A 25,501-nucleotide genomic window follows, 5' to 3' on the forward strand; every position below is an offset into this window, starting at 1 on the left:
CGTGTGACGCTTCTGCGAATGATGCGCCAAGCAGCCATTCTGATGCGCGATGCAATCAGTCGCCGCCAGGCGGCAACCCCAGGTGCAGCGCGCCCTCGCCGCTACCTTCGGCGGAAGTCCTTGGGCGCGGCGTTGAACCGGCGGCGGAACGCGGCGGTGAAGTTGGTCGGGTGCTCGTAGCCCACCGATTCGGCGATCTCGGCGATGGTCATGCCGCCCTCCCGCAGCAGGTCCTTGGCCCTCTCCATGCGCCGGCCCTGGCAGAAATCGAAGACCGTCGCGCCGAACGTCTCCTTGAAACCGCCCTGCAGCTTGGTGCGGTTCAGCCCGACGCGGCGGGCCAGGGCCTCGATGGTCGGCGGATCGGCGAACTCGGCCATCAGGATCTCGCGCGCCTGGTAGAGGCTGTCGCGTTCGCTACGGCGGACCGGCGAGGCGGCGCGCGGCCCCTGCTCGCCGCTCTCGACCGTGTCGACCAGCAGGCAGAGCATCTCCATGACCTTGGCCTCGAGATAGCGCTGGCGGAGATTGCCCTTGAACGAGGCCCCGACGATGTCGCCGACGGCGCTGTGCATGGCCGGGGTCAGCCGCATGCCGAGATGGTTGAACCCCTGCCCCCGCCGGTCGAGATCGCGCAGCAGCTTGGGCAGTTCGTCCGGGTCCAGCCCCATGATCCGGGCCAGGTTGCCGGCGTGGAAATGCAGGGTCAGCGAGGCCAGCCGCTCGCGGCCGTGGATGTGCAGGTCGTAGTCGCGCCCGGCCGGCAGGGTGAGGACCGAGGCGTAGCCCTTCTCGATCCGCACCGCGTTGGGCCCGTCGTCATGCACGCCGATGCCGCCCGCCAGCACGAAGCGCAGGGAGACAAGGTCCTCAGGCGCGCGGATCGGCAAGGTGTAGTGGTCGTCGTAGCTGCTGTCGGCGACGCAGACGAGCAGGTAGTCGTAGAGCCGCACGACGTCCCAATGACCAGCGCCGTGCTCGACCGGCAGGCGGGCCGAGGCCGGCCCATGACGCGGCGAACGCGGCCCGTCGGCCACGTGTCCGTTGAACCCGTCATAGATGTCGCGAACCTCGGCGCGCGACGACAGAAGGTCGACCATACCCACCCCGCGCCGGCCCTGTGGCCAGCGGCCGGCAACCTGTCGCACCGCAAAGGAATTGTCACGGCGCCGGCAAGCAATCGCTGCGGGTTTGGCGAGAGATGTTACTTTCCGGGCTCGGTATGGGGAGGGAGTCGACGATGAGCGACCAGAACAAGCCGGCGGCGTCGCTCCAGTGGGGCGTCAAGCAGAGCTTCCGAAACTATGTCGCCATGACCGGCGGCACGACCGAAGTCGGCGGCGGCGCCGAGGCCACGGAGGACGGCGCGTTCGTGTTCGCCGGCGCGGACGGCGGGCTGAGCCTGGACGGCGACGGGCGCCTGCAAGGCCGCGGCGGCTTTCTCGGCGAGGTGAAGTTCCAGGCCCATGGCGGCATGCTGTCGGTGTTCCTGGCCGACCCGGCCATCGAGGTCGACGACAAGGGCGCGGCCCTCACCGTCGCCGACACCGCCAAGCGCGACTATCGCGTCGAGATCGCTCGGCTGGACCTGGCCGCGGCCGTCACCGAGCCATCGGGCGAACTCGTCATTCCCGTTGGCCTGTCCATCGAGGGCAGCCGCCTGCTCGGCGATCACTATGCGCCGCGCACCGAGTTGGACCCGGTGCGCCTGCGGCTGGGGTAGCGCCCTCGCCTACTGCTTGCTCATGTCGGCGGCCAGCTTCTGGGCGTCGGCCTTGGTCTTGCCGCCGACGCCGACGTCCACGGTCACCTGCTCGACCTTGCCGGTGAACTTGAACGGCAGCTGGTAGGTGAAATCGACGGCGGAGCCGGTGTCGAGCCCAATGTCCAGGCCCTCGCAGATGGAGAACTGGATCGGCACGGTGCGCTCCAGCCGCCCCTCGGCGACCTTGGCGCCGTCGGCGCTCACCGTGACCTTGGCGCCCTTGCCCATGCCGCCGCCGTCATAGGCGAAGTCGACGACCAGCTTGCACGGTCCCGGCGGCAACGCCTTGTCGGCCGCGAAGGTCGGGCGCTCGACGCCCAGGTAGTTGTAGACGAAGACCGGCCGCCCCTCGCGCAGGTAGAGGCCATAGCCGCCCTCCAGCCCGCCATGGGTGACGATCATTCCCTCGGCCTTGCCCTGCGGCACGACGATGTCGGCGGTGATCTTCCACGACTTGTTGAGCATCGGCAGGCAGGCCGCGTCCGGCAGGGCGACCATCCCGGGATAGTAGGTGGCGCTGGTGCGGCCGCCGACCAGGCTGGGCCGGCCCATGGCCTCGGCGTTCATGCGGATCACCGCGCGCCAGTCGAGCGGCAGGACGTTGTACTTCGAGGCCTCCGCCCACCAGAGGTCCTGCATCTGGCTCAGCAGGTCGGGATGGTCCTTGGCCACGTCCTTGGCCTGCGAGAAGTCCTCGTCCAGCTTGTAGAGCTCCCAGACCTGGTCGTCGGGGCTCCAGTCTTCCGAACGGTTCGGCTCCCACGGCGCGAAGGACGGGGCCGAGGCCATCCAGCCGTCGTGATAGAGGCCACGGTTGCAGCCGAGTTCGAAGTACTGCGTCCGGCGCTTGCTGGGCGCCTTGGCGTCGTCGAAGGCGAAGGCGAAGCTGATCCCCTCGATCGGCTTCTGCGGCACGCCGTTCAGCTCGATCGGCGCCGTGACGCCGGCCAGTTCGTAGAGCGTCGGCACGAGATCGATCACGTGCAGGAACTGATCGCGCAGCCCCCCCTTGTCGGCGATGCGCTCGGGCCAGGAGATGATCATCGGGTTCCGGGTGCCGCCGAAGTGGCTGGCCACCTGCTTGGTCCACTGGAAGGGCGTGTTCATCGCGTGCGCCCAGGACGACGGGAAGTGGTTGAAGTGCTTGGGCCCGCCCAGCTCGTCGATGACCTTAAGGTTGTCCTGCCACTTCTCGGGGAAGCCGTTGAAGAACAGGTTCTCGTTCAGCGAGCCTTCCAGCCCGCCCTCGGCGCTCGAGCCGTTGTCGCCGGCGATGTAGATGATCATCGTGTTGTCGGCGTCGGGCAGTTCTTTCACCGCGTCGATCACCCGGCCCATGGCCGCGTCGACCTGGGCGCCGTAGGCGGCGAACACCTCCATCATCCGCGCATAGAGCCGCTTCTGGTCGGCGTTCAGCGCGTCCCAGGCCGGCAGGCCGCGTGAGCGTTCAGTCAGCTGGGTGTCGGCCGGAACCACGCCGAGCTTCTTCTGCCGCTCCAGGGTCTGCTCGCGATAGGCGTCCCAGCCCATGTCGAACTTGCCCTTGAACTTGTCGATCCACGACTGCGGGGCCTGGTGCGGCGCATGGGTGGCGCCGGGCGCGACGTAAAGGAAGTAGGGCCGGTCGGGGGCGATGCTCTTGACCTTGCGCACCCAGGCGATGGCGCGGTCGGCGAGGTCCTCGGTCAGGTGATAGTCGGGGTCGTCCGAGGCCGGGACCAGGTCGCGGTTCTCGAACAGCAGCGGGTTCCAGTGGTTCATGTCGCCGGCGTTGAAGCCGTAGAAATAGTCGAAGCCCAGGCCGTTGGCCCAGCGGTCGAACGGCCCGGCGGCGCTGGTCTCCCAGGTCGGGGTGTTGTGGTTCTTGCCGACCCAGGCGGTCATGTAGCCGTTCTGGCGCAGCACTTCGCCGACCGTGCCGCAGTTCTTCGGGAGTACGCAGCAATAGCCGTCGTAGCCGGTCGCCAGTTCGGTGATGCCGGCGAACGAGGCCGAGTGGTGGTTGCGGCCGGTGATCAGCGCCGCCCGGGTCGGGCTGCACAGCGCTGTGGTGTGGAAGCGGTTGAACCGCAGGCCTTCCTTGGCCAGCCGGTCCATGGTCGGCGACGGCACCCCGCCGCCGAAGGTCGAGAACTGACCGAAGCCGACGTCGTCCAGCAGGATGAGCACGATGTTCGGCGCCCCCTTGGGCGCAGCGACCGGCTGCGGGAATTGGGCGGGGTCGGAGTCCTGGTAGGTGCGGCCGACCTGGCCGGTGAAGTGGAAGTCGGGGCGCGGCAGATGGTCGGGCGTCGCGGCGGCTGGCGTGTCGTTGGCCTGGGTCATGGCTGTCCTCCCTCGGGAAGGACAGGAGCGCCCACAACCGCAGGGGCGCCCATCGGGTCGATCCCCCATCCGGCCGTCCGCCGTGCAGGAGGATGCTAGGCGCGGACCGCGAACTTGCTGCGCAGGGCGCGCTCGACGCTGGGCGTGACGAGCCAGGAGACCTCCTCGCCCAGGCTCGCCAGCTCGCGCGCGGTGCTGGAACTGACGTGCAGGAAGGTCTCGCGGCAGATGATGTGGATCATCGGCATGTTCGGCTCCAGCCGGCCGAGAATGCCGTGGTAGCGGAACTCGTCGTCGAAATCCGACGACTGGCGCAGGCCGCGGACGATGTGGGTGGCGCCGACGCGGTGGGCGTACTTGATGACGCTCTCGCCCTCGAAGGCGCCGACCTCGACCTGGGGCGGAAGTTCGCGGGTCCCCTGCCCGGTCAGGTCCAGATCCATCACCGACTGGGCGATCAGGTCCAGCCGCTCGTCGATGTCGAAGAGGCCGGCCTTGAGCGGATTGATCCCCACCGCCACGTGCACGACGTCGAAGGTGAGCAGCGCCTTCTGGATGATATCCAGGTGACCAAGGGTGATCGGGTCGAACGAGCCGGCGTAAATGGCCCGGGTACGGACAGGCTTCATGCGGCCATTGGCTCAGTCAGTTCACGGACCGTCAAGGCGTCGCGCTCCCCATCATGGGGTTCGCGGCGGCCCCGCCGTCGATGGCCACCGCCGGGGCGTAGGCGCCGGTCTGGGGCCGGGCGAAGATCATTCGGGTGGCCTCGCCCTCGGGCCGCAGTTCGACCGGGCAGCCGTCGGAAAGGCGCACGCCCAAGCCGCTGAGCGCCACGCCGCGGACCACCAGTTCGCCGCCGCCGACCGCGGTCAGCGGGATCACGTTCAGCCGCTCGCCGCGGGTGGTGAAGCGGACGGGCGCGGCGTCGTCGGTCTTGGCCTCGGCGATGGACCAGGGCCGGGTCGCGTAGACCGCCTCGCCGTTGTCGGCCAGCCAAGCGCCCATCGCCTTGAGCCGGTCGAGCTGGGGCGCCGGGATCTGGGCGTCGTCGCCACGCGGGCCGATGTTGAGCAGCAGGTTGCCGCCCTTGGAGACGCTGTCGATCAGTTCCAGCAACAGGTGCTCGGGGCTCTCGTAGTCGGCCTCGGTGTCGTTGCGGTTGAAACCGAACGAGTGGCTCATGCCGCGGGTCGCCTCCCACTTGCGGTCCTGGATGTCGGCGAAGCGGACGTATTCGGGGGTGCGGAAGTCGCTGTGCGGCACCGACGGCGGCACGACGCCGCCCTCGCTGGCTCCGGACTTGGCGGCCTTGGCCTCGATCATGCGGTCGAGCACCAGCCGCGGCAGCTTGTGGCGCAGCAGGCGGGCGGTGAAGGTCGGGGTCTTCCAGCGGTCGTTGACCACGCCGTCGGGCACGGCGGCGTAGTAGTCCGAGAACAGATCGTCGAGGGCGCCCTGGTCGGTCGGCCAGGAAATGTCGTTCCAGAGCACGCTGGGCTCGTAGCGATCGACGAGTTCGCGGGTCTGGGCCGTGGCGTAGGCCGGATAGAGCCCGCCCGGCACCGAGCCGACGAAATCCATCAGGGTGCGCAGCGGCTCGAGATTGAAGCTCCAGTCGATGCCGCCGGAATAGTAGACGCCGAACCGCATGCCGGCGCGGCGGACGGCGGCGGCCAGTTCGCCGACCACGTCGCGTTCGGTGCGCCAGCCCTGGGCGTGCGGATGAGAGACCCGCGAGGGCCACAGGCAGAACCCGTCGTGATGCTTGGTGACCAGCACCACGTAGCGCGCGCCCGACCCGGCGATGGCCTCGGCCCAGGCGTCCGGATCCCACTGGCGCAGGCCGGCCAGGAACGGCTCGCGGAAATCGCGGTAGGGCGCACCGCCGTAGGTCTCGCGGTGGAACGCGGCCGAGGGGGTGTCGGGCGACTTGATCGCGTTCTCGTACCACTCGGTATAGGGCGAGAGCGCCACCGCGCGGCGGTAGTCGGTCTGGAAGATGTCGGAGATCTTGCCGACCTTGGGCGCGAAGGCCGGGATCGAGAATAGCCCCCAGTGGATGAAGACGCCGAACTTGGCGTCGTCGTACCAGGCCGGCAAATCACGCCCCGCGAACGCCCCCATGGCCGCCTCCCCTGCGCCCCGGCCGGCGTCGGCGGCCGGCGGGGCTATCAGAACGGCGGGGCGGCGGCTTGGCAAGCCGCGTATCGGCGTTCGATCAGGCAGCCAGGTCCTGGCGGCTGCGGGCCTGGGGCTTGGAGAACTGCATGACGCCGTCGTCCACCGAGCCGAAGCGCAGAGCGACGAGGTCCAGGGCGTAGTTCTGGTGCAGCTTCCAGGGCTTCTTCGTGCCCTGCTTGGGGAACTGGTCGATGCCGCGCTGGACGTAGCCCGAGGAGAAGTCGAGCCAAGGCGCCTCGCCGACGGTGGGGTCGGGCTTGGGCGTGCAGATCGGCTGGCCGGTGCGTTCCATGTGGTTCAGCAGCCGGCAGACGTATTCGCACGTCAGGTCGCACTTCAGCGTCCAGGAAGCGTTGGTGTAGCCGAAGGCCGAGGCCAGGTTCGGCACGCCGCTGTACATCATGCCCTTGTAGCTCATGGTCTTGGCCATATCGACGCGCTCGCCGTCGACGGTGACCTGCAGGCCGCTGAGCAGCTGGAGCTTCAGGCCGGTGGCGGTGACGACGACGTCGGCGTCGAGTTGCTGGCCCGACTTCAGCTTCAGTCCGGTCGGGGTAAAGGCCTCGATCTGGTCGGTGACCACCGAGGCCGAGCCGTCCTTGATGGCGTCGAACAGGTCGGCGTCCGGCACCAGGCAGAGCCGCTGGTCCCAGGGGTTGTAACTGGGCGTGAAGTGGGTCGCGACGTCGTAGTCCGGGCCCAGGTGCTGGCGGACCATGTCGATGATCTGCGCCTTGGTCTTCTCGGGCTTCTTGCGGGCGAGGTTGAAGAACAGCATGCCGAACAGGACGTTGCGCCAGCGGGTGATGCCGTAGGCCAGCTTGGCCGGCAGCTTGGCGCGCAGCCAGTTGGCGGCGGCGTCCTCGGCCGGGCGCGAGACCACATAGGTCGGCGAGCGCTGCAGCATGGTCACGTGGGCGGCGGTCTTGGCCATCTCCGGGACCAGGGTGACGGCGGTGGCGCCGCTGCCGATCACCACGACCTTCTTGCCCGAATAGTCGAGATCTTCCGGCCACTTCTGGGGATGAACGATCTGGCCCTGGAACTGGTCGGTCCCGGAGAACTGCGGGGTGTAGCCCTCGGCGTAGTCGTAGTAGCCGGTGCACATGAAAAGGAAGTTGCAGGTCAGGCGGACCACTTCCTTGTTCGGGCCGACCTGCGCCTCGACCGTCCAGCGGGCGTCGGCCGACGACCAGGACGCGCAGCTGACGTGGTGGCCGTAGCGGATGTGACGGTCGATGCGGTTCTCGACGGCGGTGTCGCGAACGTACTTCAGGATCGACGGGCCGTCGGCGATGGCCTTGGCCTCGCGCCACGGCTTGAAGGCGTAGCCGAGGGTGTACATGTCGCTGTCGGAGCGGATGCCCGGATAGCGGAACAGGTCCCAGGTGCCGCCGATCGCCTCGCGCCCCTCCAGGATCGCATAGGTCTTGCCGGGGCAGTTGGCCTGCAGGTGATAGCCCGCCCCAATGCCCGAAAGCCCAGCCCCGACGATCAGCACGTCGAAATGTTCGCTGCCCACCAATGTCACCTATGAAATCGTCCCGGCCCCCCGGCTGGGATTCCTCAAACAATTGTTCGACATCATGCGCTCTCGGACGGCGTTCGCCAAATGCGGTTCGACGCCTTGCGGGATCGGACGGCACGGCTTCTAGATGGGCCGCCGCCGCAACCGGAGATGCCCATGTCCCAGGCCGACAAACCCCGCGTCGTGATCGTGGGCGGCGGCTTTGGCGGACTGGAGGCGGCGCGGGCGCTCGCCAAAGCCGACTGCCAGATCACCCTGATCGACCAGCGCAACTATCACCTGTTCCAGCCCCTGCTCTACCAGGTGGCGACGGCGGCGCTGTCGCCGTCGGAGATCGCTTGGCCGCTGCGCCACGTGCTGACGCGGCAGGCCAATGTGCGGGTGGTGATGACCCGGGCGGTCGGCGTCGACCTGGACGCCCGCACTGTGGCGACGCAGGCCGGCGCGTACCCCTACGACTACCTGATCGTGGCGACCGGCGCGGCGCACTCGTACTTCGGCAAGCCGCAATGGGAGACGAACGCGCCGGGCCTCAAGAGCCTGGAGGACGCCACCGAGCTGCGCCGCCGGGTGCTGTCGGCGTTCGAGGAGGCCGAGACCGCCCCGCCCGAGCAGCGCGCGGCGCTGCTGACCTTCGTGGTGGTCGGCGGCGGCGCGACGGGGGTGGAGATGGCCGGGGCCGTGGCCGAGCTGGCGCGCGACGCGCTGAGCCGCGACTTCCGCCAGATCGATCCGGGCCAGGCGCGGGTGCTGCTGGTCGAGGGGGGGCCGCGGGTGCTGCCGGCGCTGGCGCCCGACCTGTCGGCCTATGCCGAGCGGGCGCTGGAGGGGCTGGGCGTCGAGGTCCGCACCGGGGCGATGGTCACCGATGTCGACGCCGACGGCGTGGTGCTGGGCGAGAACCGGGTGGAGGCCCGCACCATCGTCTGGGCCGCGGGGGTGGCCGCCTCGCCGCTGGCTGCGGAGCTGGACGCCGAGCACGACCGCGCCGGACGGGTGAAGGTGGGCGCCGACCTGTCGCTGCCGGGACATCCCGAGGTGTTCGTGGTCGGCGACGCGGCGGCCATGGCCAGCGACGGCAAGCCGGTGCCCGGCATCGCCCCGGCCGCCAAGCAGGCGGGCAAGCATGCGGCGCGGCAGATCGCCGAGCGGCGGGCGGGGCGGCCGGGCCAGGCGCAGTTCCGCTACATGCACGCCGGCGACCTGGCGACGATCGGGCGGCACGCCGCGGCGGTGCAGATCGGCAAGGTCAAGCTGACCGGCTTCGTCGGCTGGGTGTTCTGGGGCGTGGCCCACGTCTACTTTCTGATCGGCCTGCGCAACCGCATCGCCGTGGCGTTCGACTGGGCGTGGAGCTGGCTCACCCGCCAGCGCAACATCCGCCTCATTGTTCAGCATCGCGGCCGATAGGGCGAAGCTTGCGCCCTCCCCGCTTGACCCTGTGGATGACGCACGGTGATGTAACTCGATACAGACCGGTCGCTCACTGAAAGGCGGGACATGTCGGCGAGACCATCCAAGACGACGGCGGACGGCGCGCCCCGCTCGGCGCGCGACCGCATCTTCGAGGCGGCGCGCGACATGTTCTATCGCAAGGGCATCCGCGCCGTGGGGGTCGAGAGCATCGCCGCCGAGGCCGGCGCGACCAAGATGAGCCTCTATCGCAACTTCCCGTCCAAGGACGAACTGGTCGCCGCGGTGCTGCGTGAGCAGTCGCGCGAAGGCTGGGCTTGGTGGGACGAGATCGTCGGCCGTTTCGACACCCCCCGCGCCCAGCTGGAAGGCTTGTTCGACGCCTTCGCCGAGCGCTCGGAAAGCTCGGAGGCGCACGGCTGCGCCCTGTGCAACGCCGCGGTCGAGCTGCACGAGCCGGACCACCCGGCGTTCCTGGTCGCCAAGGCCCACAAGATGGAGACGCGCCGGCGGCTGATCGAGCTGGCCCGCGCGGCAGGCGCGCCGGACGACGAGCTGGGCGACGGGCTGCTGCTCTTGCTCGAGGGCTCGCACATGGCCCGCATCACCCTGGGCGGCGAAGGACCCGACCGGATGCTGCCGCGCGCGGCGCGGGCGCTGATCCGCGAATACGTCGACCGTTGAGGCCAAGAAAAAGGCCCGCTCGTCCGAGCGGGCCTTTCCCTGGATCGCAGGAGTGCTGGGGTCAGGCCGCCAGCATCTGACGGCGACGGGCCGAGCGGACCATGGTCCCCACCCCGCCGAAGCCGATGATCATCATCGCCCAGGTGGCCGGTTCCGGCACGCCGCTGGCGACGCTGTAGAGGTCGATCTTGCCGCGGATGTAGGCGCTGTTGAGCGCGTTCTCCTTGGTCCAGAACCCGCCGCTGGGCGAGCCGTCGACCAGGAAGCCGTCCAGGTTCAGCGTGTATTGCTTGCCGCCGATCAGGAAGACTTGCGAGTTCGAGTTAAAGTTCATGGTCACGCGGTCGGCGCAGCCATTGATGTTGATGCCGGTGTTGTTCGCCTGGCCGTTGGCGCAGGGGTTCGACTGGTTCGTCGTCTCGTAGTGCGAGAAGTTGTACTCGAAGGTCTTGGTCCCGAGGAACGAACCGTCGGCCCAGACGTCGGTGGTGAAGCGCAGGCCCACGCCGGTGATCCCGCCGCCGCTGCTGATCGGGAAGTTCACGTGCTGGAACTCGCCGATGTTCACCGAACCCGACGAGTCGATGGCCTGGTCGAGGCTGGCCGAGAAGTCGGTGCCGATGAAGTTGTAGCCGCTCTGGCTGGATTGCGTCGGCTGACCCCAACGGATCGTGCCGTCGCCGCCGTTGGCGGAGATATGGATGTTCGTGCCGCCGGCCGGGTCGAACCACGCGCCCGACACGTTCTTGAACTCGACCTGCACCGCGGCGGCGGCCGGGGTCGCGATCGCGGCCGCGAGAACCAGCGCCGAAATCACGGCCGGCGCCTTGACCTGAAATTTGAGCTTATCCACGCAGTACCACCTTGTTGTTGTTCTAGATGGAAGTCGATCTGCGCCACAATTTCGCCACGCACAACAATATTGCCCAACATTTTACAATTGCCTTGAACACTTCCCCTGACAGTTGTTTTTCTTGAGTTCAATTCGTTCGACAGCATGACGAACTAGTTCATATGGACTATCCGTCGATACCGCCTGCTCCAGCCTATACAGCGTCGAAATCTGACACGGCGCGCACACCAGCATTTCGGCGCGGTCATGGCCTGCAAGACGCCGGCGACATTGCACAGCTAGACCTTAGCGAAGCCGCCGCGGCCGACGCCTTGGGCGAGCCTGCGCGCGACCTTCACACGATCTGGATGCGGGCGGGCGACGCGGCAGAGCCGCGGTGCTGGCCGCGTGCAACCGACGAGAGGGACCATGGAGAGACTACAGCCGGCGGCCATCGAGGCGCCGCGGTTCGAGGAGCGACCTTGGACCTTTGCGGGCCTGCGCCGCCGCCACGCCCGCAAGGAAGGCGTCTGGCGCGCGCTGGACGAGCACTGGTGCGCGGCGTCCGAGCGGTTCGCCAAGGTCGCGGGCCGCAAGGACGGCGCGGGTTACGGGCTCTATTACGACCTGTTCGCCCAGCGCGAGGGGTTCGAGATGATCGCCGCCGTGGCGACCGACGAGGCGGCCGGCCGCCCCGCCGCGTTCGAGCATCTGCGGGTGCCGACCCGGCGCTACGCCGTGTTCGCCCACCGCGGCCCGGTCACACGGCTGCGCAGCACCATCTGGACCGCCTGGTACGGCTGGCTGCCGAACCTGGGCCTGCGCTCGGCCGGCGACAGCCTGACGCCCGACTTCATCGAGGTCTATGGCGACGACGCGCGCAACACCGGCGAGCCGGCGATCGAGATCTGGTTTCCGGTCCGCGCCTGAGCGCCAAACTCCCGCGCGACGACGCGCGCGATCACCTGTAGAGAACGCGGTGCATCGAACTGACGTAACGACATTCTGAAAGTGCGCGCGTGCCGGATAGAGCTGCCAAGTCGCCGCCCTCGGAGCTGAGGGCCAGGGTTCGGGTTTTGGGCCGGGTGCTGGGGGATGTGATCAAATCCCAGGACGGCCAGGTGTTGTTCGACCGCATCGAGGACATTCGCAAAACCTCCGTCGCCTTCCACCGTGAAGGCGGCGCGGCGAACGCGGCGCTGCTGGAAGAGCGGCTGCGCAGCCTGGACCTGCACGAGACGGTGCGTTTCGCCCACTCGTTCGCCTGCTTCCTGCAGATCACCAACATCGCCGAGGACTATGTCCAGCGCCGCAAGGCCGGGGATCCGCGCGTCGACACCCTGGCCGGCAGCCTGGCGGCGCTGGCGCAGGAAGGCGTCTCGACGGCGCAGGTCGCCAAGATGCTGCAGACCGCGTTCATCGCCCCGGTCATCACCGCCCACCCGACCGAGGTGCGGCGCAAGAGCGTGCTGGACCGCACGGGGGCGATCACCGAGGCGCTGAGCGCGCTGGAGCAGGCGAGCGGCGAGAGCGCGCGCCACGAGCGCGAGATCGAGCTGCTGCGCGAAGTGGCTATCTTCTGGCGCACCCGGCTGCTGCGCGGCGTTCGCCTGGGTGTAATCGATGAGATCGAGACCGCGGTCTCGTATTTCGAGCGCAGCTTCCTGGCCGAACTGCCGAAGGTCTACGCCCGCTGGACGCGCCAACTCGAGGCCCAGCTGCCCAGCTTCCTGCGCATCGGCTCGTGGGTCGGCGGCGACCGCGACGGCAACCCGTTCGTCACCGACGCGGTCCAGCGCCAGGCGTTCGCGCGCCAGTCGCAGGCGGCGCTGCTGAACTATCTGGAACGGATTCACGCCCTGGGGGCCGAACTCTCGCTCTCCAGCACCCTGGCCGAAGTGACCCCGGCGCTGAAGGCGCTGGCCGACGCCTCGGGCGACACCTCGCCCCAGCGTGGGGACGAGCCCTATCGACGGGCCCTGCGCGGCGTCTACGCGCGGCTGGCCGCGACCTATCCGATCCTGACCGGCGAGGCCCCGCCCCGCCCCTCGCCGCTGGCCGCGCAGCCCTACGCCAACGCCCAGGCGCTGAAGGCCGACCTGCAGACCATCCTCGACAGCCTGGTCGCCAACCACGGCGACACCTTCGCCATCGGCCCTCTGCCCGAACTGATCCGCGCGGTGGACTGCTTCGGATTCCACCTGGCGACGCTGGACCTGCGGCAGAACTCGGCCGTGCACGCGCGCACGATCGCCGAGCTGATGGCGGTGGCCGGGGTCTGCCCCGACTATCAGGCCCTGGACGAGCAGGCCCGCCGCGACCTGCTGTTGTCGGAACTGGCGCACGGGCGGCTGCTCTATTCGCCCTATGCCGAGTACAGCGAGGAGACCAACCGCGAGTACGCGGTGCTGGCCCAAGCCGCACGGTCGCGCCAGCAGTACGGCCGCCAGGCGATCGTCGCCTACATCGTGTCCAACACCACCTCGGTCTCGGACCTGCTGGAAGTCTACATCCTGCTGAAGGAAGTGGGCCTGTTCCATCCGGGCGAGAGCCCGCGCACCGAGGTGTTCGCCGAACCGCTGTTCGAGACCATCGGAGACCTGCGCGCCGCGCCGGAGACGATGCGCGAATATCTGTCGCTGCCGTTGATCAAGTCGCTGCTGGCCGAAGGGCGGCTGCAGGAAGTGATGATCGGCTATTCCGACTCCAACAAGGACGGCAGCTACCTGACCTCGACGTGGGAGCTGCACCAGGCCTCGCGGGCGCTGCTGGCCACCACCGAGGCCATGGGCCTGCGCCTGCAGCTGTTCCACGGCCGCGGCGGCACGGTCGGCCGCGGCGGCGGATCGAGCTACGAGGCGCTGCTGGCGCAGCCGGAAGGCACAGTGCGCGGCCGCATCCGCATCACCGAGCAAGGCGAGGTGGTCGCCAACAAGTACGCCGACCCGCAGCTGGCCGACCAAAGCCTGGAGACCATCACCGCCGGGGTGGTGCTGGCCTCGCTGCGCAAGGCTTCGGCCGAGCGGCAGGGCGAGAAGCACGCGCCCGTCCTGGACAAGCTGTCCCAGGCCTCGATGGAGGCCTATCGCAGCCTGGTCTACGAAACCCCCGGATTCGTGGACTATTTCTATGCCGCGACGCCGCTGACCGAGATCGTCGACCTGAACATCGGCAGTCGGCCGGCCTCGCGCCAGCCGACCCGCAGCATCGAAGGCCTGCGTGCGATCCCGTGGGTGTTCTCCTGGTCGCAGTCACGCACCATGCTGCCCGGCTGGTATGGCTTCGGCTCGGCGATCGAGGCCTCGGGAGTCTCGCTGGCCGAGCTCAACGAGCTGCACGAGGCCTGGCCGTTCTTCGCCACCACGCTCGCCAACATGGAGATGGTGCTGGCCAAGAGCGACATGCTGATCGCCCGTCGCTATGCGGGGCTGGTCGAGGACCAGGGCCTGGCGCAGACGATCTTCGGGCGCATCGAGACCGAGTGGAACAAGACGGTGGAGGCGCTGCTGACCATCAGCGGCCAGAGCGCGCTGCTCGACCGCCATCCGGACCTGGCCGAGGCGCTGCGCACCCGCCTGCCCTACATCGACCCGCTGAACCACCTGCAGATCGAGCTGATCCGCCGCCGCCGCGCCGGCGACAGCGACGAGGCCGTGCGCGAGGGCATCCACCTGACGATCAACGGGGTCGCCGCGGGGCTGCGCAACAGCGGATAGCGCCCGAGCGGGGCTATTCGTTCGACCTGCGCGGCGACGGCGCCTATGGTCGTGCGTCAGGCCGAGCGCATCTCGTTGGCCGTGTTTCCAGGCCAAGGGGGCGCCCATGTTCAACGATCTTCCCGACATCCTGCTGCGCCACCGGCGGATCGTGGGCCTGGCGGCGATCGCCGTCGCCATCGCCACCTGGGGCGTCGACTGGGCGGGCCTCGTCTATCACTGCCCCTACTGCCGCACGCAGCGCACGGTGATCGGCCTGCTGGGACTGCTGCTGCTCATGCCGAACCCCGCCCACTGGCTGGTCCGGTACCTGTCGGCCGTGTTCGCGATCTTCGGCCTCTCGGTCGGCTCGACGCAGCACTTCCGCGGCTGGGCGAAGATCATGTCCGGCAAGTTCACCTGGGGCGAGCACTGGTACCTCAACGCCTGGATGCTGTCGGGCTTCGCGATCCTGATCATCACCGCGCTGGTGCTGCTGATCTGGCGCTGGCGCAGGCCGGAGACGACCGCCGCGTAGTCGGCGTCCGGGAAAAAAGCGCGCGGCTGTCGGATCGGACGCCGCGCGAACGTCCTTTGGTCTGCACAACCCCAAGGAGGAAGCCCCATGCCCTATGTCGACGGTTTCGTGCTCGCCGTGCCGAAGGCCAATATCGAGGCCTACAAGGACATCGCCCGTAACGCCGGCGAAGTCTGGAAGGACCACGGCGCGCTGGCCTATGTCGAATGCATCGGCGACGACACCCCTTATGGCGAGGTGACCTCGTTCCCGCGCGCGGTCCAAGCGAAGGACGACGAGATCGTGGTGTTCTCGTGGATCGTCTATGCGTCCCGCGCCCAGCGCGACGAGATCAACGCCAAGGTGATGGCTGACCCCCGCATCAAGATGGACCCGGCCAAGATGCCCTTCGACGGCCAGCGGATGATCTTCGGCGGCTTCGAGAGCTTCGTCGACCTCTGACCCAGAGGTGGCGCCCGCGGCCCAGGCTCTACCCTGGGGCCGCGGGCGTTACACTCGTTTACGTTATTTTTCAAATACTTGTTGGCGCTCCAAAGCAGAAGCGCGCCATACCCACGTCCATGAAGGCCGCTTCCCGGCGGCTTGTCAGGACGTGACGCAGATGTTGAAGCACTTGCCGGCGACGCTCAGCTTCGCCGTCGCCATGGCGGCCTCCGCCAGCCCGGCCGTCGGCGGCCAGGACGCCGCCGCGTCCGCCGCCCGCGCCGCGGAAGTCTCGCTCATCTGGTCGGCCATGATCCTGGGTTTCGTGATCGCGGGCGCCCTGCTCCGCCACGAGCGCCGGGCGCGACGCGTGCAGGCCCTGGCGGCCTGATCCACGCGCAGGCGACCCGCCGAGGTTCTAAGGGCAAGCCTTTCGAGGCGCGCTCTGGGGCGGCGGGGAGTCGCGGGAACCCGCTAGCCGGGTTCACCCAGCCCCCCCGCGACTCCCCTGACCGCACACGAAAAAGCCGGCGCCAGGGGATCGGCGCCGGCTCAGTCGTCCGCCCCGGGAGGCGGGCGGTCAGAACTCGTACTTCAGGTCCACGCCGTAGGTCTTGGGCGGGGCGTAGTAGTTCATCAGGTCGCCGAAGAAGGTCTGGGCCGCCACCGCGTAGAGCTCGTCGGTGAGGTTCTTGCCCCAGACCGTGACCGACCAGGACGCGCCGGGCGGCTTGACGCGCAGCGAGGCGTCCCAGAGGCCGAAGGGTTCCTGAGCGAAGGTGTTGGCCGGCGTCCAGTAGCTCTTGCCCTGCTTGGTGTAGTTGGTCTGCAGGCTGAAGGCCTGGTCCCACTCGCCGATGCCGAAGACGTAGTTGGCGCCGATGTCGAACTTGTACTCCGGCGAGCGCTGGATGTGGTTGCCCGAGAACACCACGCCGGCGCCGTCGACGAAGTTCTTGTACTTGGCGTCTAGCCACGAACCGGAAGCGGTCAGGGTCAGGTCCTCGTTGACCGCCCAGGTGCCTTCGGCCTCCAGGCCCTTGATCTCGGCGGTGCCGGCGTTGCTGGTGATCAGGCAGAGGCACTCCAGGACCAGCTGCTGGGACTGCAGGTCCTTGTAGTCCATCTTGAAGGCCGCGAGGTTCAAGCGCACGCGGCGGTCGAACAGGTCCGACTTCACGCCGATCTCGTAGTTGGTGGCCTTTTCCGGGTCATAGCCGATGGCGGCCGCCGCGGCGGTCGACGGCAGGTGGTCCCAGCCGCCGCCCTTGAAGCCCTTGGCGACGCTGCCGTAGATCATCACGCTCTCGTTCGGGCGGTACTCGATGATCCCCTGCGGGGTCAGGGCGTTCCAATCCTTGCCGTAGTTGACAGTGAAGGATTGGCCCTTGGCCAGCACCAGGGCCGCGACGCAGAGGCCGTCGCCGCCGTCTTCGAGGCACTGGGCCAGACGCGTGCCGCTCTTGTCGTCCATGGTGTAGCGCAGGCCGACCGTGGCCTTGAGCTGGTCGGTGAATTTGTAGCCGACCTGGCCGAACACCGCGGTGGTCTTGAGGTCGGCGTTGTTGGTGTAGAGGAACGTGCCGCTGAGCGCGGCGATGGTGGTGGCGGTGGTCGCGACGTTGGAGTCGTAACGGGTGACGTCGTCGCTCTGGTGGAAGGCGCCGATGATCCAGTCGAAACGGCTGTCGGGATTGTCCGACACCAGCCGCAGTTCCTGGCTGAGGGTCTCGGGCTTCTCGCTGGTCGAATAGAAGGTGTCGGCCAGCCCGGGGGGCGAACCGATGCCCAGCTGGTTGAAGCCCATCACGCCCTTGGACGAGCGGTAGCCGGTGATCGAGGTCAGCTTGGCGCCTTCGAACACGCCCCAGTCGACCCGCAGCATGGCGCCGCGGGTGATGCGGCGGCTGTATTCATCCTGCGGGCTGGTGCCGTCGCGAGGCCCAAGGCCGCGCGCCGCGCGCCAGGCGGCGACCACGCCGGTTCCGGCGGCGAAGGGATCGTCGGTCATCACGCGGGCCGTGCCGTCGGTCTCGTCCGTGCCGTAGTCGAAGGTGGCGAGGATCTGCAGATCGGCGTCCGGCGCGCGGTAGAGCAGCCCGCCGCGGCCCTGGTAGGACTTCAGGTTGTCCATGTCGCCGCCGCGGATGACGTTGCGGCTGTAGCCCGAGCGGTTGCGGACCTGGAAGGCGAAGCGGCCGGCGATGTCCTCGGTCAGCGCGCCGGTGACGTAGCCGTTGGCCATCACCGAGTCGTAGTTGCCGAACGAGATGGTGGTGGCGCCGGAGGGATCGAACTTAGGTTTGGCGGTGATGACGCTGACCGCCCCGCCGACCACGTTCTTGCCCAGCAGCACGCCCTGCGGGCCGCGGATCACCTCGACCCGCTCAAGGTCGTAGAAGTCGGTGAAGGCCGAGCCCATGCGCGAGAGGTAGACCTCGTCGACGAACATGCCGACCGAGGGCTCGGCGGTGGCGTCGAGGATCCGCACGCTGGTCACGCCGCGGATGCTGAGTTCCTTGCCCAGGGCCGAGCTCTCGGTCATGGAGAACGACGGCACGGTGGTCGACAGCGAGCCGAGATCGACGATGCGGCTGCGTTCCAGCGCTTCTTCGGTGATGGCGCTGATCGCGGACGGGACATCCTGCAGCTTCCGCTCGCGGCGGTCGGCGGTGACGATCACCTCCTCGACAGCGACGGGCCGGCCGCTGGCCGCCGGCGCGGTCTGGGCGACCGCCACCGTGCCCGTCGAAAGCGCCCCGACGGCGCAGGTAGCCAACAGAATGAGCGCTTGCCTGGTCATTGAGTTTCCCCCGTTCGTGCGGCGCCTGCCGGCGCCGGTCCACTGGGCTCTGCGGCCCGTGACGAGAGACTTGCATTACTGAACTGAACCGCACAAGTCCTTTTTTGAAAGTCGCATCGGATTGGCTTGCATTTCGATACTTTCAAGGTGACGTTAGGCCCGACGCCGCGTAGACGGCCACGCCACTCGGGGGCCCGGGAATGCTTCAGAAGACGATGTCGGACGCCGCCCCGCCGCAGGATTCGGCGCTAGGATCGATGCCCGTCGCGGCGCCCGCCTGGCCCGCCCCGGCCCGCGCCTGGACCATGGTGCTGGTGCTGATGGCCGCCTATGCGGTCGGCTTCGTCGACCGGCAAATCCTGACCCTGCTGGTCGAGCCGCTGCGCCGCGACCTTGGAATCACCGACACCCAATTCAGCCTGCTGAGCGGCCTGGCCTTCACCCTCTTCTATACGCTGATGGGCGTGCCGCTGGCCTGGCTGGCCGACCGCGGCTCGCGTCGCAACCTGATCATGGTCAGCATCGGGGTGTGGAGCGCGATGACCGCCGCCTGCGGCCTGGCCGGCTCGTTCATCTCGCTGTTCGCCGCCCGCGTCGGAGTCGGCATCGGCGAGGCCGGGCTGTCGCCGGCCGCCTATTCGATGATCGCCGACTCCTTCCCGCCGGCCAAGCGGGCCCGGGCGATGGGCGTCTATGCGATCGGCTCGATCGCCGGGGTCGGCATGGCGCTGATCATCGGCGGCGCGGTGATCGAGTGGGCCAGCACCGCCCCGCCGATCACCCTGCCGCTGGTCGGGGCGCTGAAGGGCTGGCAGTTCGCCTTCATGCTGGTCAGCCTGCCCGGGCCGGTGCTGATCGCAGCGATGCTGTTCCTGCGCGAGCCGGCCCGCCAGGGCGCGGGGGCCGCGCCCTCCGCCCCGCTCGGCCCCTATCTGCGCCGCCGCTGGCTGGTGTTCACGCTGCTGGCGGCCGGCTACTCGCTGGTCGGGGTGGTGATCGCCGCCTACCTGACCTGGGCCCCGGCCTTCCTGATGCGCGCGCACGGCTGGCCGGTGGGCAAGGTCGGCGCTGTCTACGGGACCATCCTGCTGGTCGGCAGCACGCTGGGCGTGCTGATCGGCGGCTGGTGGACCGACCGCTTCGCCGCCGCCGGCCGCAAGGACGCGGTGCTGCGGGTGGCGATCATCGGCGCGCTCGGGGCCTTCCCGTTCGCCCTGGCGGCGCCGATGATGGCGACGGGCGAGCTGGCCGCGGCCATGCTGGCGCTGATGTGCCTGGGGTTCGGCCTGACCCAGGGGCTGCCGGCGGTCTCGTTCCAGGCGGTGACGCCCAACCGGGTGCGAGCCCGGGTGATCGCGCTCTACCTGCTGATCGGCAATATCGTCGCCTTCACGGTCGGCCCGACGGCGGTGGCGCTGATCAGCGACCACTGGCTGAAGGATCCCGCGAAGATCGGCGTCGCCGTGGCCATCGTCACCGCCGTGGTCTTGCCGATAGGCGTCGCGGCGCTGATCGCGGCGGTCAAGCCCTATGTCCGCGCCTCGCAGGAAGAGGCCGCCGAAGCGTCCGATCACTGACGTTTGTAGATTGCGGGTTTGCACCGCGCCCGAAAGCGGTGCAGCCTGCTGGACGGACCCGCAAGAAGGTCCGTGCGACTAGACAATACATGGGAGGAAGGCGCGTGAGACTCGTCGCCTTGACCGCTGTCCTCGGCCTGCTGGCCGTCGGGACGGCGTCCGCGCAGAGCAGCGGACAGGTGCGCCACGACGTGAAGTCGAGCGGCCTGCTGATGGCCGCCACCTACAAGACCGCGCCGGCCCGCGCCACGACCGACAATACGGTCAGATTCACCGCCAAGCCGGTGAGCGCCGCCAAGCCGCAGGTCTACATCTACAAGGCCCCGATGGCTGTGAAGCCGCTGAAGACCTGGTAGGCGGACACGAAAAGTCCCGGCCTGCGCAACACAGACCGGGACCCGACCCGTCGCCCGGAGCCGTCGAGCAGGCCCCGGGACTTGATGACGCCTATTTCCCCTGAGCCGCGCGGATCGCCTGCCCCTGCCCCCAGGTCGCGTGGGTGCCGCTGGACATGCGGCCCGGCAGCACGATCCGGCAGACCGGGCCGTCGGCGAGCTTCTTGGCGTCGTAGACCACGCACTCCGAGCGGTCGGCGTTCATGTCGGTGACGAAGGTGACGAGATAGCCGTCGTCCTCGTCGACGGCGCCCACACGGGGCGCGAAGCCCGGCTCGCTGCCGTAGCGCTCCTCGCCGAAGTCGATCGCCCAGCTCTCGCCGGTCTTGAGGTCATGCTTGACCAGGCCGGTGAACAGGAACCAGCCCGGCTTGGAGACGGCGCTGTAGCCATAGCGGTACGGCAGGCCGGCGTACTGGTTGTTGATGATCCCGAACTCGAGGATGCGGTCGTCGAGGCGTTCCTCGCGCGTCTCGCCGGTCTTCATGTCGAAGCGCCAGCGATGCAGCTTGGGCCGCAGCTCGTTCTGGTCGAGGAAGGCCATGATCCGCTCGTAGCCGGCCGGCGCGCTGTTGGACGACTTGGGCTCCGGGTTCTCCTCGAAGTAGCCGTCGAGCACGACCTCGTCGCCGTCCTCGTAGGCGTTGAGGAAGTGCAGGACGTAGGTCGGGTCGGCCTCGAACCACTTGATCTCTTCGGGCTTGCCGAAGCGCGGCAGGATGCCGAAGCGCGAACGCATCTCGCGGTGGAACCGCACCACGTGCAGGTTCTTCTCCAGCAGCTCCGGCTCCCAGAACACCGGCAGGTCGTTGAGGATCGAGTAGTTGGTGGTGAACGCCATGTCGTGCGGCAGGCGCGGCCCCGGCAGCGGCACGGGGATGTAGTGCTTGAGCTTGTTGTCCGGCCCGACCACCCCGTAGTGCATGTAGGGCGCGTGCTTGGAGTAGTTGAAGAACAAGAGCTCGCCGGTGTGCTCATCGACCTTCGGGTGGGCCGAGATGCCGTCGATCGGCGTCCAGCTCTCGATGCCTTCCTGCTCCAGCGTATAGGGGTCGAGGCGGTAGCCCTCGCCGCACTGGTAGAAGGTCGAGAGGATCTTGCCGGCGTGGACAACGACGTCCGTGGAGGAGGAATCCTTCAGCCGCTCGTGCGCGCCCCAGCCCGGGCGGGTCGACTTGGCGGGGTTTTCGGCCAAGCCCGCCCACAGGGCGCGGCCCGCCTCCTCCTCGGCCTGGAAGCCCTTGGTGCGGACGAAGCGGTTGCGATAGGCCGCCTTGCCGTCCTTGAAGCTCATCACGTGCAGCATGCCGTCGCCGTCGAACGGGTGATAGCGGCCGAGCGGTTCGTGGACCGGGTTCTCGGTGTTGCGCACATAGACGCCGTCGATGTCGGCCGGAACCTGACCGATCACTTCCAGCCCCTCGCCGTTGAACTCCTCGTGCTGCGGGGTCCAGGCGCCGTTCATATAGGGGTGGTCGTTCGGCTCGATGGTGCTGTGGACCCGGTTCACCAGTTCGACGGGCATGTCGCTCTCCCTTGCTGGACGGCTCGGGGGCCATCCTCGTTGACGCATGATAGGCGCATTTAGTTTCAATTTGCCAGTTGGATTCCGACATGACGGCATCCGACCCTGCGTCACGCCGAATATCACTTTCATTTTGAAACTGATTTGATGTATCTCAAACCCAGCGCAAGGGCAGCGCCGCCGATCGAAGCGGCCGCCAGGCGCCAGAGTCTGGTTGGAGGAAACCCATGTCCCATCCCGTCTGGTTCGACCAGAAGACCGCGCCGAGCGCCGCGGACTGCGTCGTCCCCCGGCTGATCGACCGGCACGCTCAGGCGACGCCCGACAAGGTGTTCCTGCGGTTCGAGACCGGCGACGAATGGACCTGGTCCCAGACCCGCGAGATCGCACTGGCGACGGCCGCCGCCCTGCAGGCGCGCGGCGTGAAGCCGGGCGACATCGTCGCGGCCTGGGCCCCCAACTCCGCCGCCCTCTGCCGGGCCTGGTTCGGCGCCAACTATGCCGGGGCGGCGCTGGCCCCGATCAACACCAGCTTCCGCGGCCGGCTGCTGGAGCACGCGGTCAACAAGACCGGGGCGAGCGTGGCGATCGTCCACCCGGACCTGGCGCCGCGGCTGGCCGGCCTGAACCTGCCGTCGCTGGAGCGCGTGATCCTGACCGCGCCCGGCCCCAACGCCCTTGACCTGACCCAGGCGATCGAACCGCCGTCGGCGCTGAACGGCGACGCGCGCCAGGCGGTCCAGGCCGACCCGCAGCCCTGGGACACGCCGGTCATCATCTTCACGTCGGGCACCACCGGGCCCTCGAAGGCGGTGGTCACCTCTTACGTGCAGGAATGGACCACGGCCCGCGTCACCTACGGTTACATGCGCGCCGACGACCGGATGCTGGTCAACCTGCCGATGTTCCACGTCGGCGGAATCAGCGGGATCATGGCGGCGCTGGCCAGCGGCGGCTCCATCGCCCTCTTCGAGGCGTTCGACACCCGGCGGTTCTGGGACCTCGTGCGCGAGACCGGCTCGACCACCTGCAGCGGGTTCATCGGCGCCCTGACCAGCTTCCTGCACAAGGAGCCGCCGCGGGCCGACGACAAGGACAATCCCCTGCGGATCTGCACCCTGTCGCCGATTTCGGAGGAGACGGTCGCGCTCGCCGAGCGGTTCGGCTTCGAATACGTCTCCGGCTTCAATATGACCGAGGTCTCCTCGCCGCTGATCAGCGAGGTCAACGAGAAGACCATGCGCAGCTGCGGGCGGCCGCGCGCGGGCGTGCAGTGCCGGCTGGTCGACGCCTTCGACCAGGAGGTCCAGGTCGGCGAGGTCGGGGAACTGACCATCCGCACCGACCGGCCCTGGGAGCTGTTCAAGGAATACCTGGGCGACCCGGCCGCCACCGCCGAAGCCTGGCGCAACGGCTGGTTCCACACCGGCGACCTCTTGTGGCGCGACGCCGAGGGGCTGTTCTACTTCGTCGACCGCAAGAAGGACGCGATCCGCCGCCGCGGCGAGAACATGTCCTCGCTGGAGATCGAGATCGAGGTCAGCGCCTACGAGCACGTGCGCGAAGTGGCGGCCTATGGCGTCGACCTGCCGGGTGGCGAGCAGGAGGTGATGGTCTGCGTCGCCCCGCGCGAGGGCTCAAGCATCGATCCCAAGGCGTTGATCGAGTTCCTGATTCCGCGCATGGCCCACTTCATGGTGCCGCGCTACGTCCGGGTCGAGACCGAGCTGCCCAAGACCCCGACCAACAAGATCCAGAAGGTCGAGCTGCGCAAGGAAGGCGTCACGGCTGAGACCTGGGACCGTGAAGCGGCCGGCATCCGGGTGAAGCGCGAGAAGCTGTCGACGCACTAGGGCGCCAGGCGGGCGGCCGCTCTGCAGCCGCCCGCAGCGTTGGACTAGGCCGCTGCGACGTCGGCCGTGCCCGAGTGGGCCAGCAGGTCCGTCGTCATGCGCTGGCGGATCTGGTCCTTCTTCTGCCGGATCATGCCCGGAATCAGGAAGGCGTCGACCAGCAGCCAGACGAAGCCGACCAGCACGAGATAGCTGAGAATCTGCAGTACGGCGCTGAGCGGGCGACCAAGATAGAAGCGGTGCGCGCTGACGATCCCGAGAAAGAACCACAAGAGATAAGCGACGGCGGTGCTAGGCCCATCGTTCGCGACCCGCTGCTCGATCAGCGAGAGTTGTGCAGTACTAAGCGCCATGTTTCCCCCTTTGGCTGCCGGGAGGAAAGCACTCGACGCGAGCCATGTCGACCCCTTCAACCATGGGACGCGAACGGGCCCGGCGCGGCCGTCAGGCCGCCGCGCTAGCCGCCTGCATCCGCGCATAGAACGCCGCCTGCTGGGCGCCGTTGATGTAGACGTCCTTGCGCAGCACCTCGCCGGCGTCGTTGACGTCGACGACGTCGAGCATGTCGACGCTGGCGGTTCCGCCGCCGGGCAGCGGCATGACCAGCGCCCATTCGAAGATCCAGTGGCGCTCGCCGAAGATCGTGCGGCGCATCTCGAATCCGAAGCCCGGCAGCTTGTCGAAGAGCGCGGCGAAGTCGGCCTCGAGCGCGGCGCGGCCATGCACGCGGGCCGAGCCGTCGTGCAGGATGAAGCTGGAGTCCTCGGAATGCAGCGAGGCGATCCGCGCCGCATCCTTGGCTTCCCACGCAGCGTGGTAGCGGGCGAACAGAGCCTGGGTGTCGATAGCCATGACGTCTCCTCCGTTGATTTGCATACTTTGAGTCTGTTTTTGCAGACCGGCGGTATGCAAGTCAACTGCGGACCGGTCAGTCGGTCCGAAGGCCGCGCAACAAGCGGGTCAGCGCCGCGCGGTAGTCGGACGCCGAAGCGCCCCCGTCGGCGCCGCCGCCGAGCGCCAACGCCGCCTCCATGACCGCGCCGAGAACGAGACGCGCGGCGGCGTCCACCTCCGCCGGACGCGCCTGCGGCCCCATCAGCCGCGCCGCGCCGGCGCGCACCATGCCGGCGAAGTGGGCGTCGTCGATCTCGCGCCAGCGCCGCCAGCCCAGAACCACCGGGCCGTCGATCAGCAGGATACGCTGCACCTGCGGCTGGTTGGCCGCTTCCAGATAGGCGCTGATGCTGGCGGCCATGACCTCTTCGGGTCCGCCAGGCGCCGGCTTGCGGGCGGCAAACAGGCCGGCGATCTCGCCCTGCACCTCGTCGACCAGCTTGTCGAAGATCGCCTGCTTGGTCGCGAAGTGGTGATAGAAGGCGCCCTTGGTCGCACCCGCCGCCGCGGCGATATCGTCGATGCTGACCGCCTCGTAGCCCTCGGCGCAGAAGAGGTCGCGCGCCGCCCCCAGCATCGCCGCGCTGGTCGCCGCCCGTCGTTCCGCCTGTCGCGCCATCGCTCGCCCCTTCGCCGCCAGCGCACGCCGCCGCCGGTCGGGGTGAACCTAGCCGCGCCGCGCCGGCGCCGTCGAGCGCCTGGCTCGGCGGGCTGGTGATGCTAGGCTGCAGCGCCTGACATGGGGAGCGACGATGACCGCCTATCTCGTGCTCGACTTCGCGATCAAGGATCTCCACGGGTTCATGCCGTACGTGGAGGCCATCCCCGCCTTCATCGCCAAGCACCGCGGGCGCTACATCGTGCGCGGCGTCGAGGCGGAGGTGATGGAGGGCGACTGGGCGCCCGAGCGGATGGTCGTGCTGGAGTTCCCCACCAGCGACCATGCCCGGGCGTTCCTGAACGATCCCGACGCACAGGACCTGTTCGCGCTGCGCAAGCGCACGACGCTCAGCAAGCTGGTCCTGGTCGAGGGCGACAGCTGACGCCGGCCCGCGCTAGAACCGCGG

General features: G+C 68.5%; 23 protein-coding genes. 12 read left to right on the forward strand and 11 right to left on the reverse strand.

The features are described 5' to 3' along the window. Positions 1 to 101: 101 nt before the first annotated feature. Positions 102 to 1,100 carry a helix-turn-helix transcriptional regulator gene (locus tag AC1Q87_RS06475; RefSeq protein ID WP_492608146.1) on the reverse strand — a complete coding sequence of 333 codons (999 nt, stop codon included), beginning with the start codon at positions 1,098 to 1,100 and terminating at the stop codon, positions 102 to 104. A gap of 140 nt (positions 1,101 to 1,240) precedes the next feature. On the opposite strand from AC1Q87_RS06475, the gene AC1Q87_RS06480 reads away from it, so the two are divergent. Next, complete coding sequence (locus tag AC1Q87_RS06480; protein ID WP_492608147.1) at positions 1,241 to 1,723, forward strand: HtaA domain-containing protein; 483 nt, start codon at positions 1,241 to 1,243, stop codon at positions 1,721 to 1,723. Positions 1,724 to 1,732: 9 nt separating this feature from the next. Here AC1Q87_RS06480 and AC1Q87_RS06485 read toward each other — a convergent pair whose 3' ends face one another. The 4 genes from AC1Q87_RS06485 to AC1Q87_RS06500 form a co-directional block, all read right to left on the reverse strand. Continuing rightward, entirely contained in the window at positions 1,733 to 4,090 is a 2,358-nt protein-coding gene (locus AC1Q87_RS06485; RefSeq protein WP_492608148.1) for an arylsulfatase, read from the reverse strand. Between the two features lie 95 nt (positions 4,091 to 4,185). Next, positions 4,186 to 4,719 (reverse strand): pantetheine-phosphate adenylyltransferase, encoded by a 534-nt coding sequence (gene coaD / locus AC1Q87_RS06490; RefSeq protein WP_492608149.1) that lies wholly within the window; start codon positions 4,717 to 4,719, stop codon positions 4,186 to 4,188. Between the two features lie 31 nt (positions 4,720 to 4,750). Then, positions 4,751 to 6,217, reverse strand: coding sequence for an alpha-L-fucosidase (locus tag AC1Q87_RS06495; protein ID WP_492608150.1), 1,467 nt, complete (start codon positions 6,215 to 6,217; stop codon positions 4,751 to 4,753). Positions 6,218 to 6,311: 94 nt separating this feature from the next. Beyond that, positions 6,312 to 7,796, reverse strand: a complete 1,485-nt coding sequence (locus AC1Q87_RS06500; RefSeq protein ID WP_492608151.1) for a flavin-containing monooxygenase — start codon at positions 7,794 to 7,796, stop codon at positions 6,312 to 6,314. 162 nt (positions 7,797 to 7,958) lie between these two features. Here AC1Q87_RS06500 and AC1Q87_RS06505 point away from each other — a divergent pair, with 162 nt between their 5' ends. Next, positions 7,959 to 9,212, forward strand: coding sequence for an NAD(P)/FAD-dependent oxidoreductase (locus tag AC1Q87_RS06505; RefSeq protein ID WP_492608152.1), 1,254 nt, complete (start codon positions 7,959 to 7,961; stop codon positions 9,210 to 9,212). Between the two features lie 90 nt (positions 9,213 to 9,302). Then, a complete protein-coding gene (locus AC1Q87_RS06510; protein ID WP_492608153.1) occupies positions 9,303 to 9,899 on the forward strand; it encodes a TetR/AcrR family transcriptional regulator in 597 nt (198 codons plus the stop codon). A 61-nt stretch (positions 9,900 to 9,960) separates the two neighbouring features. Here the strand turns inward: AC1Q87_RS06510 and AC1Q87_RS06515 are convergent, their stop codons facing one another. Continuing rightward, positions 9,961 to 10,752: a THxN family PEP-CTERM protein gene (locus AC1Q87_RS06515; protein ID WP_492608154.1), complete on the reverse strand. Its 792-nt coding sequence runs from the start codon at positions 10,750 to 10,752 to the stop codon at positions 9,961 to 9,963. A 408-nt stretch (positions 10,753 to 11,160) separates the two neighbouring features. On the opposite strand from AC1Q87_RS06515, the gene AC1Q87_RS06520 reads away from it, so the two are divergent. The 5 genes from AC1Q87_RS06520 (at position 11,161) to AC1Q87_RS06540 (ending at position 15,778) form a co-directional block, all read left to right on the forward strand. Then, the gene (locus tag AC1Q87_RS06520; RefSeq protein WP_492608155.1) at positions 11,161 to 11,661 is read left to right on the forward strand and encodes a GyrI-like domain-containing protein; all 501 of its coding nucleotides are present in this window, start codon (positions 11,161 to 11,163) and stop codon (positions 11,659 to 11,661) included. Between the two features lie 89 nt (positions 11,662 to 11,750). Beyond that, entirely contained in the window at positions 11,751 to 14,447 is a 2,697-nt protein-coding gene (ppc, locus tag AC1Q87_RS06525; RefSeq protein ID WP_492608156.1) for a phosphoenolpyruvate carboxylase, read from the forward strand. A 106-nt stretch (positions 14,448 to 14,553) separates the two neighbouring features. Further along, positions 14,554 to 14,964, forward strand: a complete 411-nt coding sequence (locus tag AC1Q87_RS06530; protein ID WP_492608157.1) for a hypothetical protein — start codon at positions 14,554 to 14,556, stop codon at positions 14,962 to 14,964. 87 nt (positions 14,965 to 15,051) lie between these two features. Beyond that, positions 15,052 to 15,405 (forward strand): DUF1428 domain-containing protein, encoded by a 354-nt coding sequence (locus AC1Q87_RS06535; RefSeq protein ID WP_492608158.1) that lies wholly within the window; start codon positions 15,052 to 15,054, stop codon positions 15,403 to 15,405. 160 nt (positions 15,406 to 15,565) lie between these two features. After that, the gene (locus AC1Q87_RS06540; RefSeq protein WP_492608159.1) at positions 15,566 to 15,778 is read left to right on the forward strand and encodes a hypothetical protein; all 213 of its coding nucleotides are present in this window, start codon (positions 15,566 to 15,568) and stop codon (positions 15,776 to 15,778) included. A gap of 189 nt (positions 15,779 to 15,967) precedes the next feature. On the opposite strand, the gene AC1Q87_RS06545 is transcribed toward AC1Q87_RS06540, so the two are convergent. Then, positions 15,968 to 18,166, reverse strand: a complete 2,199-nt coding sequence (locus AC1Q87_RS06545; protein WP_492608160.1) for a TonB-dependent receptor — start codon at positions 18,164 to 18,166, stop codon at positions 15,968 to 15,970. Positions 18,167 to 18,390: 224 nt separating this feature from the next. Here AC1Q87_RS06545 and AC1Q87_RS06550 point away from each other — a divergent pair, with 224 nt between their 5' ends. Next, positions 18,391 to 19,767: a spinster family MFS transporter gene (locus AC1Q87_RS06550; RefSeq protein ID WP_492608161.1), complete on the forward strand. Its 1,377-nt coding sequence runs from the start codon at positions 18,391 to 18,393 to the stop codon at positions 19,765 to 19,767. 104 nt (positions 19,768 to 19,871) lie between these two features. After that, positions 19,872 to 20,123 carry a hypothetical protein gene (locus tag AC1Q87_RS06555; RefSeq protein ID WP_492608162.1) on the forward strand — a complete coding sequence of 84 codons (252 nt, stop codon included), beginning with the start codon at positions 19,872 to 19,874 and terminating at the stop codon, positions 20,121 to 20,123. A 91-nt stretch (positions 20,124 to 20,214) separates the two neighbouring features. Here AC1Q87_RS06555 and AC1Q87_RS06560 read toward each other — a convergent pair whose 3' ends face one another. Continuing rightward, on the reverse strand, positions 20,215 to 21,687 hold the full coding sequence (locus AC1Q87_RS06560; RefSeq protein ID WP_492608163.1) for a carotenoid oxygenase family protein: 1,473 nt from the start codon (positions 21,685 to 21,687) through the stop codon (positions 20,215 to 20,217). Between the two features lie 227 nt (positions 21,688 to 21,914). On the opposite strand from AC1Q87_RS06560, the gene AC1Q87_RS06565 reads away from it, so the two are divergent. Further along, positions 21,915 to 23,540, forward strand: a complete 1,626-nt coding sequence (locus AC1Q87_RS06565; protein ID WP_492608164.1) for an AMP-binding protein — start codon at positions 21,915 to 21,917, stop codon at positions 23,538 to 23,540. Between the two features lie 44 nt (positions 23,541 to 23,584). On the opposite strand, the gene AC1Q87_RS06570 is transcribed toward AC1Q87_RS06565, so the two are convergent. From AC1Q87_RS06570 to AC1Q87_RS06580, 3 genes are all read right to left on the reverse strand, one after another. After that, complete coding sequence (locus AC1Q87_RS06570) at positions 23,585 to 23,893, reverse strand: TM2 domain-containing protein (RefSeq protein ID WP_492608165.1); 309 nt, start codon at positions 23,891 to 23,893, stop codon at positions 23,585 to 23,587. A 91-nt stretch (positions 23,894 to 23,984) separates the two neighbouring features. Continuing rightward, complete coding sequence (locus AC1Q87_RS06575) at positions 23,985 to 24,392, reverse strand: nuclear transport factor 2 family protein (protein WP_492608166.1); 408 nt, start codon at positions 24,390 to 24,392, stop codon at positions 23,985 to 23,987. Between the two features lie 76 nt (positions 24,393 to 24,468). Continuing rightward, positions 24,469 to 25,053, reverse strand: coding sequence for a TetR/AcrR family transcriptional regulator (locus tag AC1Q87_RS06580; RefSeq protein ID WP_492608167.1), 585 nt, complete (start codon positions 25,051 to 25,053; stop codon positions 24,469 to 24,471). A 133-nt stretch (positions 25,054 to 25,186) separates the two neighbouring features. Between AC1Q87_RS06580 and AC1Q87_RS06585 the strand changes: the two genes are divergently transcribed. Further along, complete coding sequence (locus AC1Q87_RS06585; RefSeq protein WP_492608168.1) at positions 25,187 to 25,477, forward strand: DUF1330 domain-containing protein; 291 nt, start codon at positions 25,187 to 25,189, stop codon at positions 25,475 to 25,477. Positions 25,478 to 25,501: the final 24 nt, after the last annotated feature.

This window comes from Phenylobacterium sp. GW823-FHT02A09 (assembly GCF_058797775.1).

What these genes read in the sequence shown, in the direction of transcription:
- AC1Q87_RS06475 (WP_492608146.1), bottom strand. Translation starts at nt 1,100, where the DNA reads ATGGTCGACCTTCTGTCGTCGCGCGCCGAGGTTCGCGACATCTATGAC.
- AC1Q87_RS06480 (WP_492608147.1), top strand. Translation starts at nt 1,241, where the DNA reads ATGAGCGACCAGAACAAGCCGGCGGCGTCGCTCCAGTGGGGCGTCAAG.
- AC1Q87_RS06485 (WP_492608148.1), bottom strand. Translation starts at nt 4,090, where the DNA reads ATGACCCAGGCCAACGACACGCCAGCCGCCGCGACGCCCGACCATCTG.
- coaD (WP_492608149.1), bottom strand. Translation starts at nt 4,719, where the DNA reads ATGAAGCCTGTCCGTACCCGGGCCATTTACGCCGGCTCGTTCGACCCG.
- AC1Q87_RS06495 (WP_492608150.1), bottom strand. Translation starts at nt 6,217, where the DNA reads ATGGGGGCGTTCGCGGGGCGTGATTTGCCGGCCTGGTACGACGACGCC.
- AC1Q87_RS06505 (WP_492608152.1), top strand. Translation starts at nt 7,959, where the DNA reads ATGTCCCAGGCCGACAAACCCCGCGTCGTGATCGTGGGCGGCGGCTTT.
- AC1Q87_RS06510 (WP_492608153.1), top strand. Translation starts at nt 9,303, where the DNA reads ATGTCGGCGAGACCATCCAAGACGACGGCGGACGGCGCGCCCCGCTCG.
- AC1Q87_RS06520 (WP_492608155.1), top strand. Translation starts at nt 11,161, where the DNA reads ATGGAGAGACTACAGCCGGCGGCCATCGAGGCGCCGCGGTTCGAGGAG.
- AC1Q87_RS06530 (WP_492608157.1), top strand. Translation starts at nt 14,554, where the DNA reads ATGTTCAACGATCTTCCCGACATCCTGCTGCGCCACCGGCGGATCGTG.
- AC1Q87_RS06535 (WP_492608158.1), top strand. Translation starts at nt 15,052, where the DNA reads ATGCCCTATGTCGACGGTTTCGTGCTCGCCGTGCCGAAGGCCAATATC.
- AC1Q87_RS06540 (WP_492608159.1), top strand. Translation starts at nt 15,566, where the DNA reads ATGTTGAAGCACTTGCCGGCGACGCTCAGCTTCGCCGTCGCCATGGCG.
- AC1Q87_RS06550 (WP_492608161.1), top strand. Translation starts at nt 18,391, where the DNA reads ATGCTTCAGAAGACGATGTCGGACGCCGCCCCGCCGCAGGATTCGGCG.
- AC1Q87_RS06560 (WP_492608163.1), bottom strand. Translation starts at nt 21,687, where the DNA reads ATGCCCGTCGAACTGGTGAACCGGGTCCACAGCACCATCGAGCCGAAC.
- AC1Q87_RS06565 (WP_492608164.1), top strand. Translation starts at nt 21,915, where the DNA reads ATGTCCCATCCCGTCTGGTTCGACCAGAAGACCGCGCCGAGCGCCGCG.
- AC1Q87_RS06570 (WP_492608165.1), bottom strand. Translation starts at nt 23,893, where the DNA reads ATGGCGCTTAGTACTGCACAACTCTCGCTGATCGAGCAGCGGGTCGCG.
- AC1Q87_RS06575 (WP_492608166.1), bottom strand. Translation starts at nt 24,392, where the DNA reads ATGGCTATCGACACCCAGGCTCTGTTCGCCCGCTACCACGCTGCGTGG.
- AC1Q87_RS06580 (WP_492608167.1), bottom strand. Translation starts at nt 25,053, where the DNA reads ATGGCGCGACAGGCGGAACGACGGGCGGCGACCAGCGCGGCGATGCTG.
- AC1Q87_RS06585 (WP_492608168.1), top strand. Translation starts at nt 25,187, where the DNA reads ATGACCGCCTATCTCGTGCTCGACTTCGCGATCAAGGATCTCCACGGG.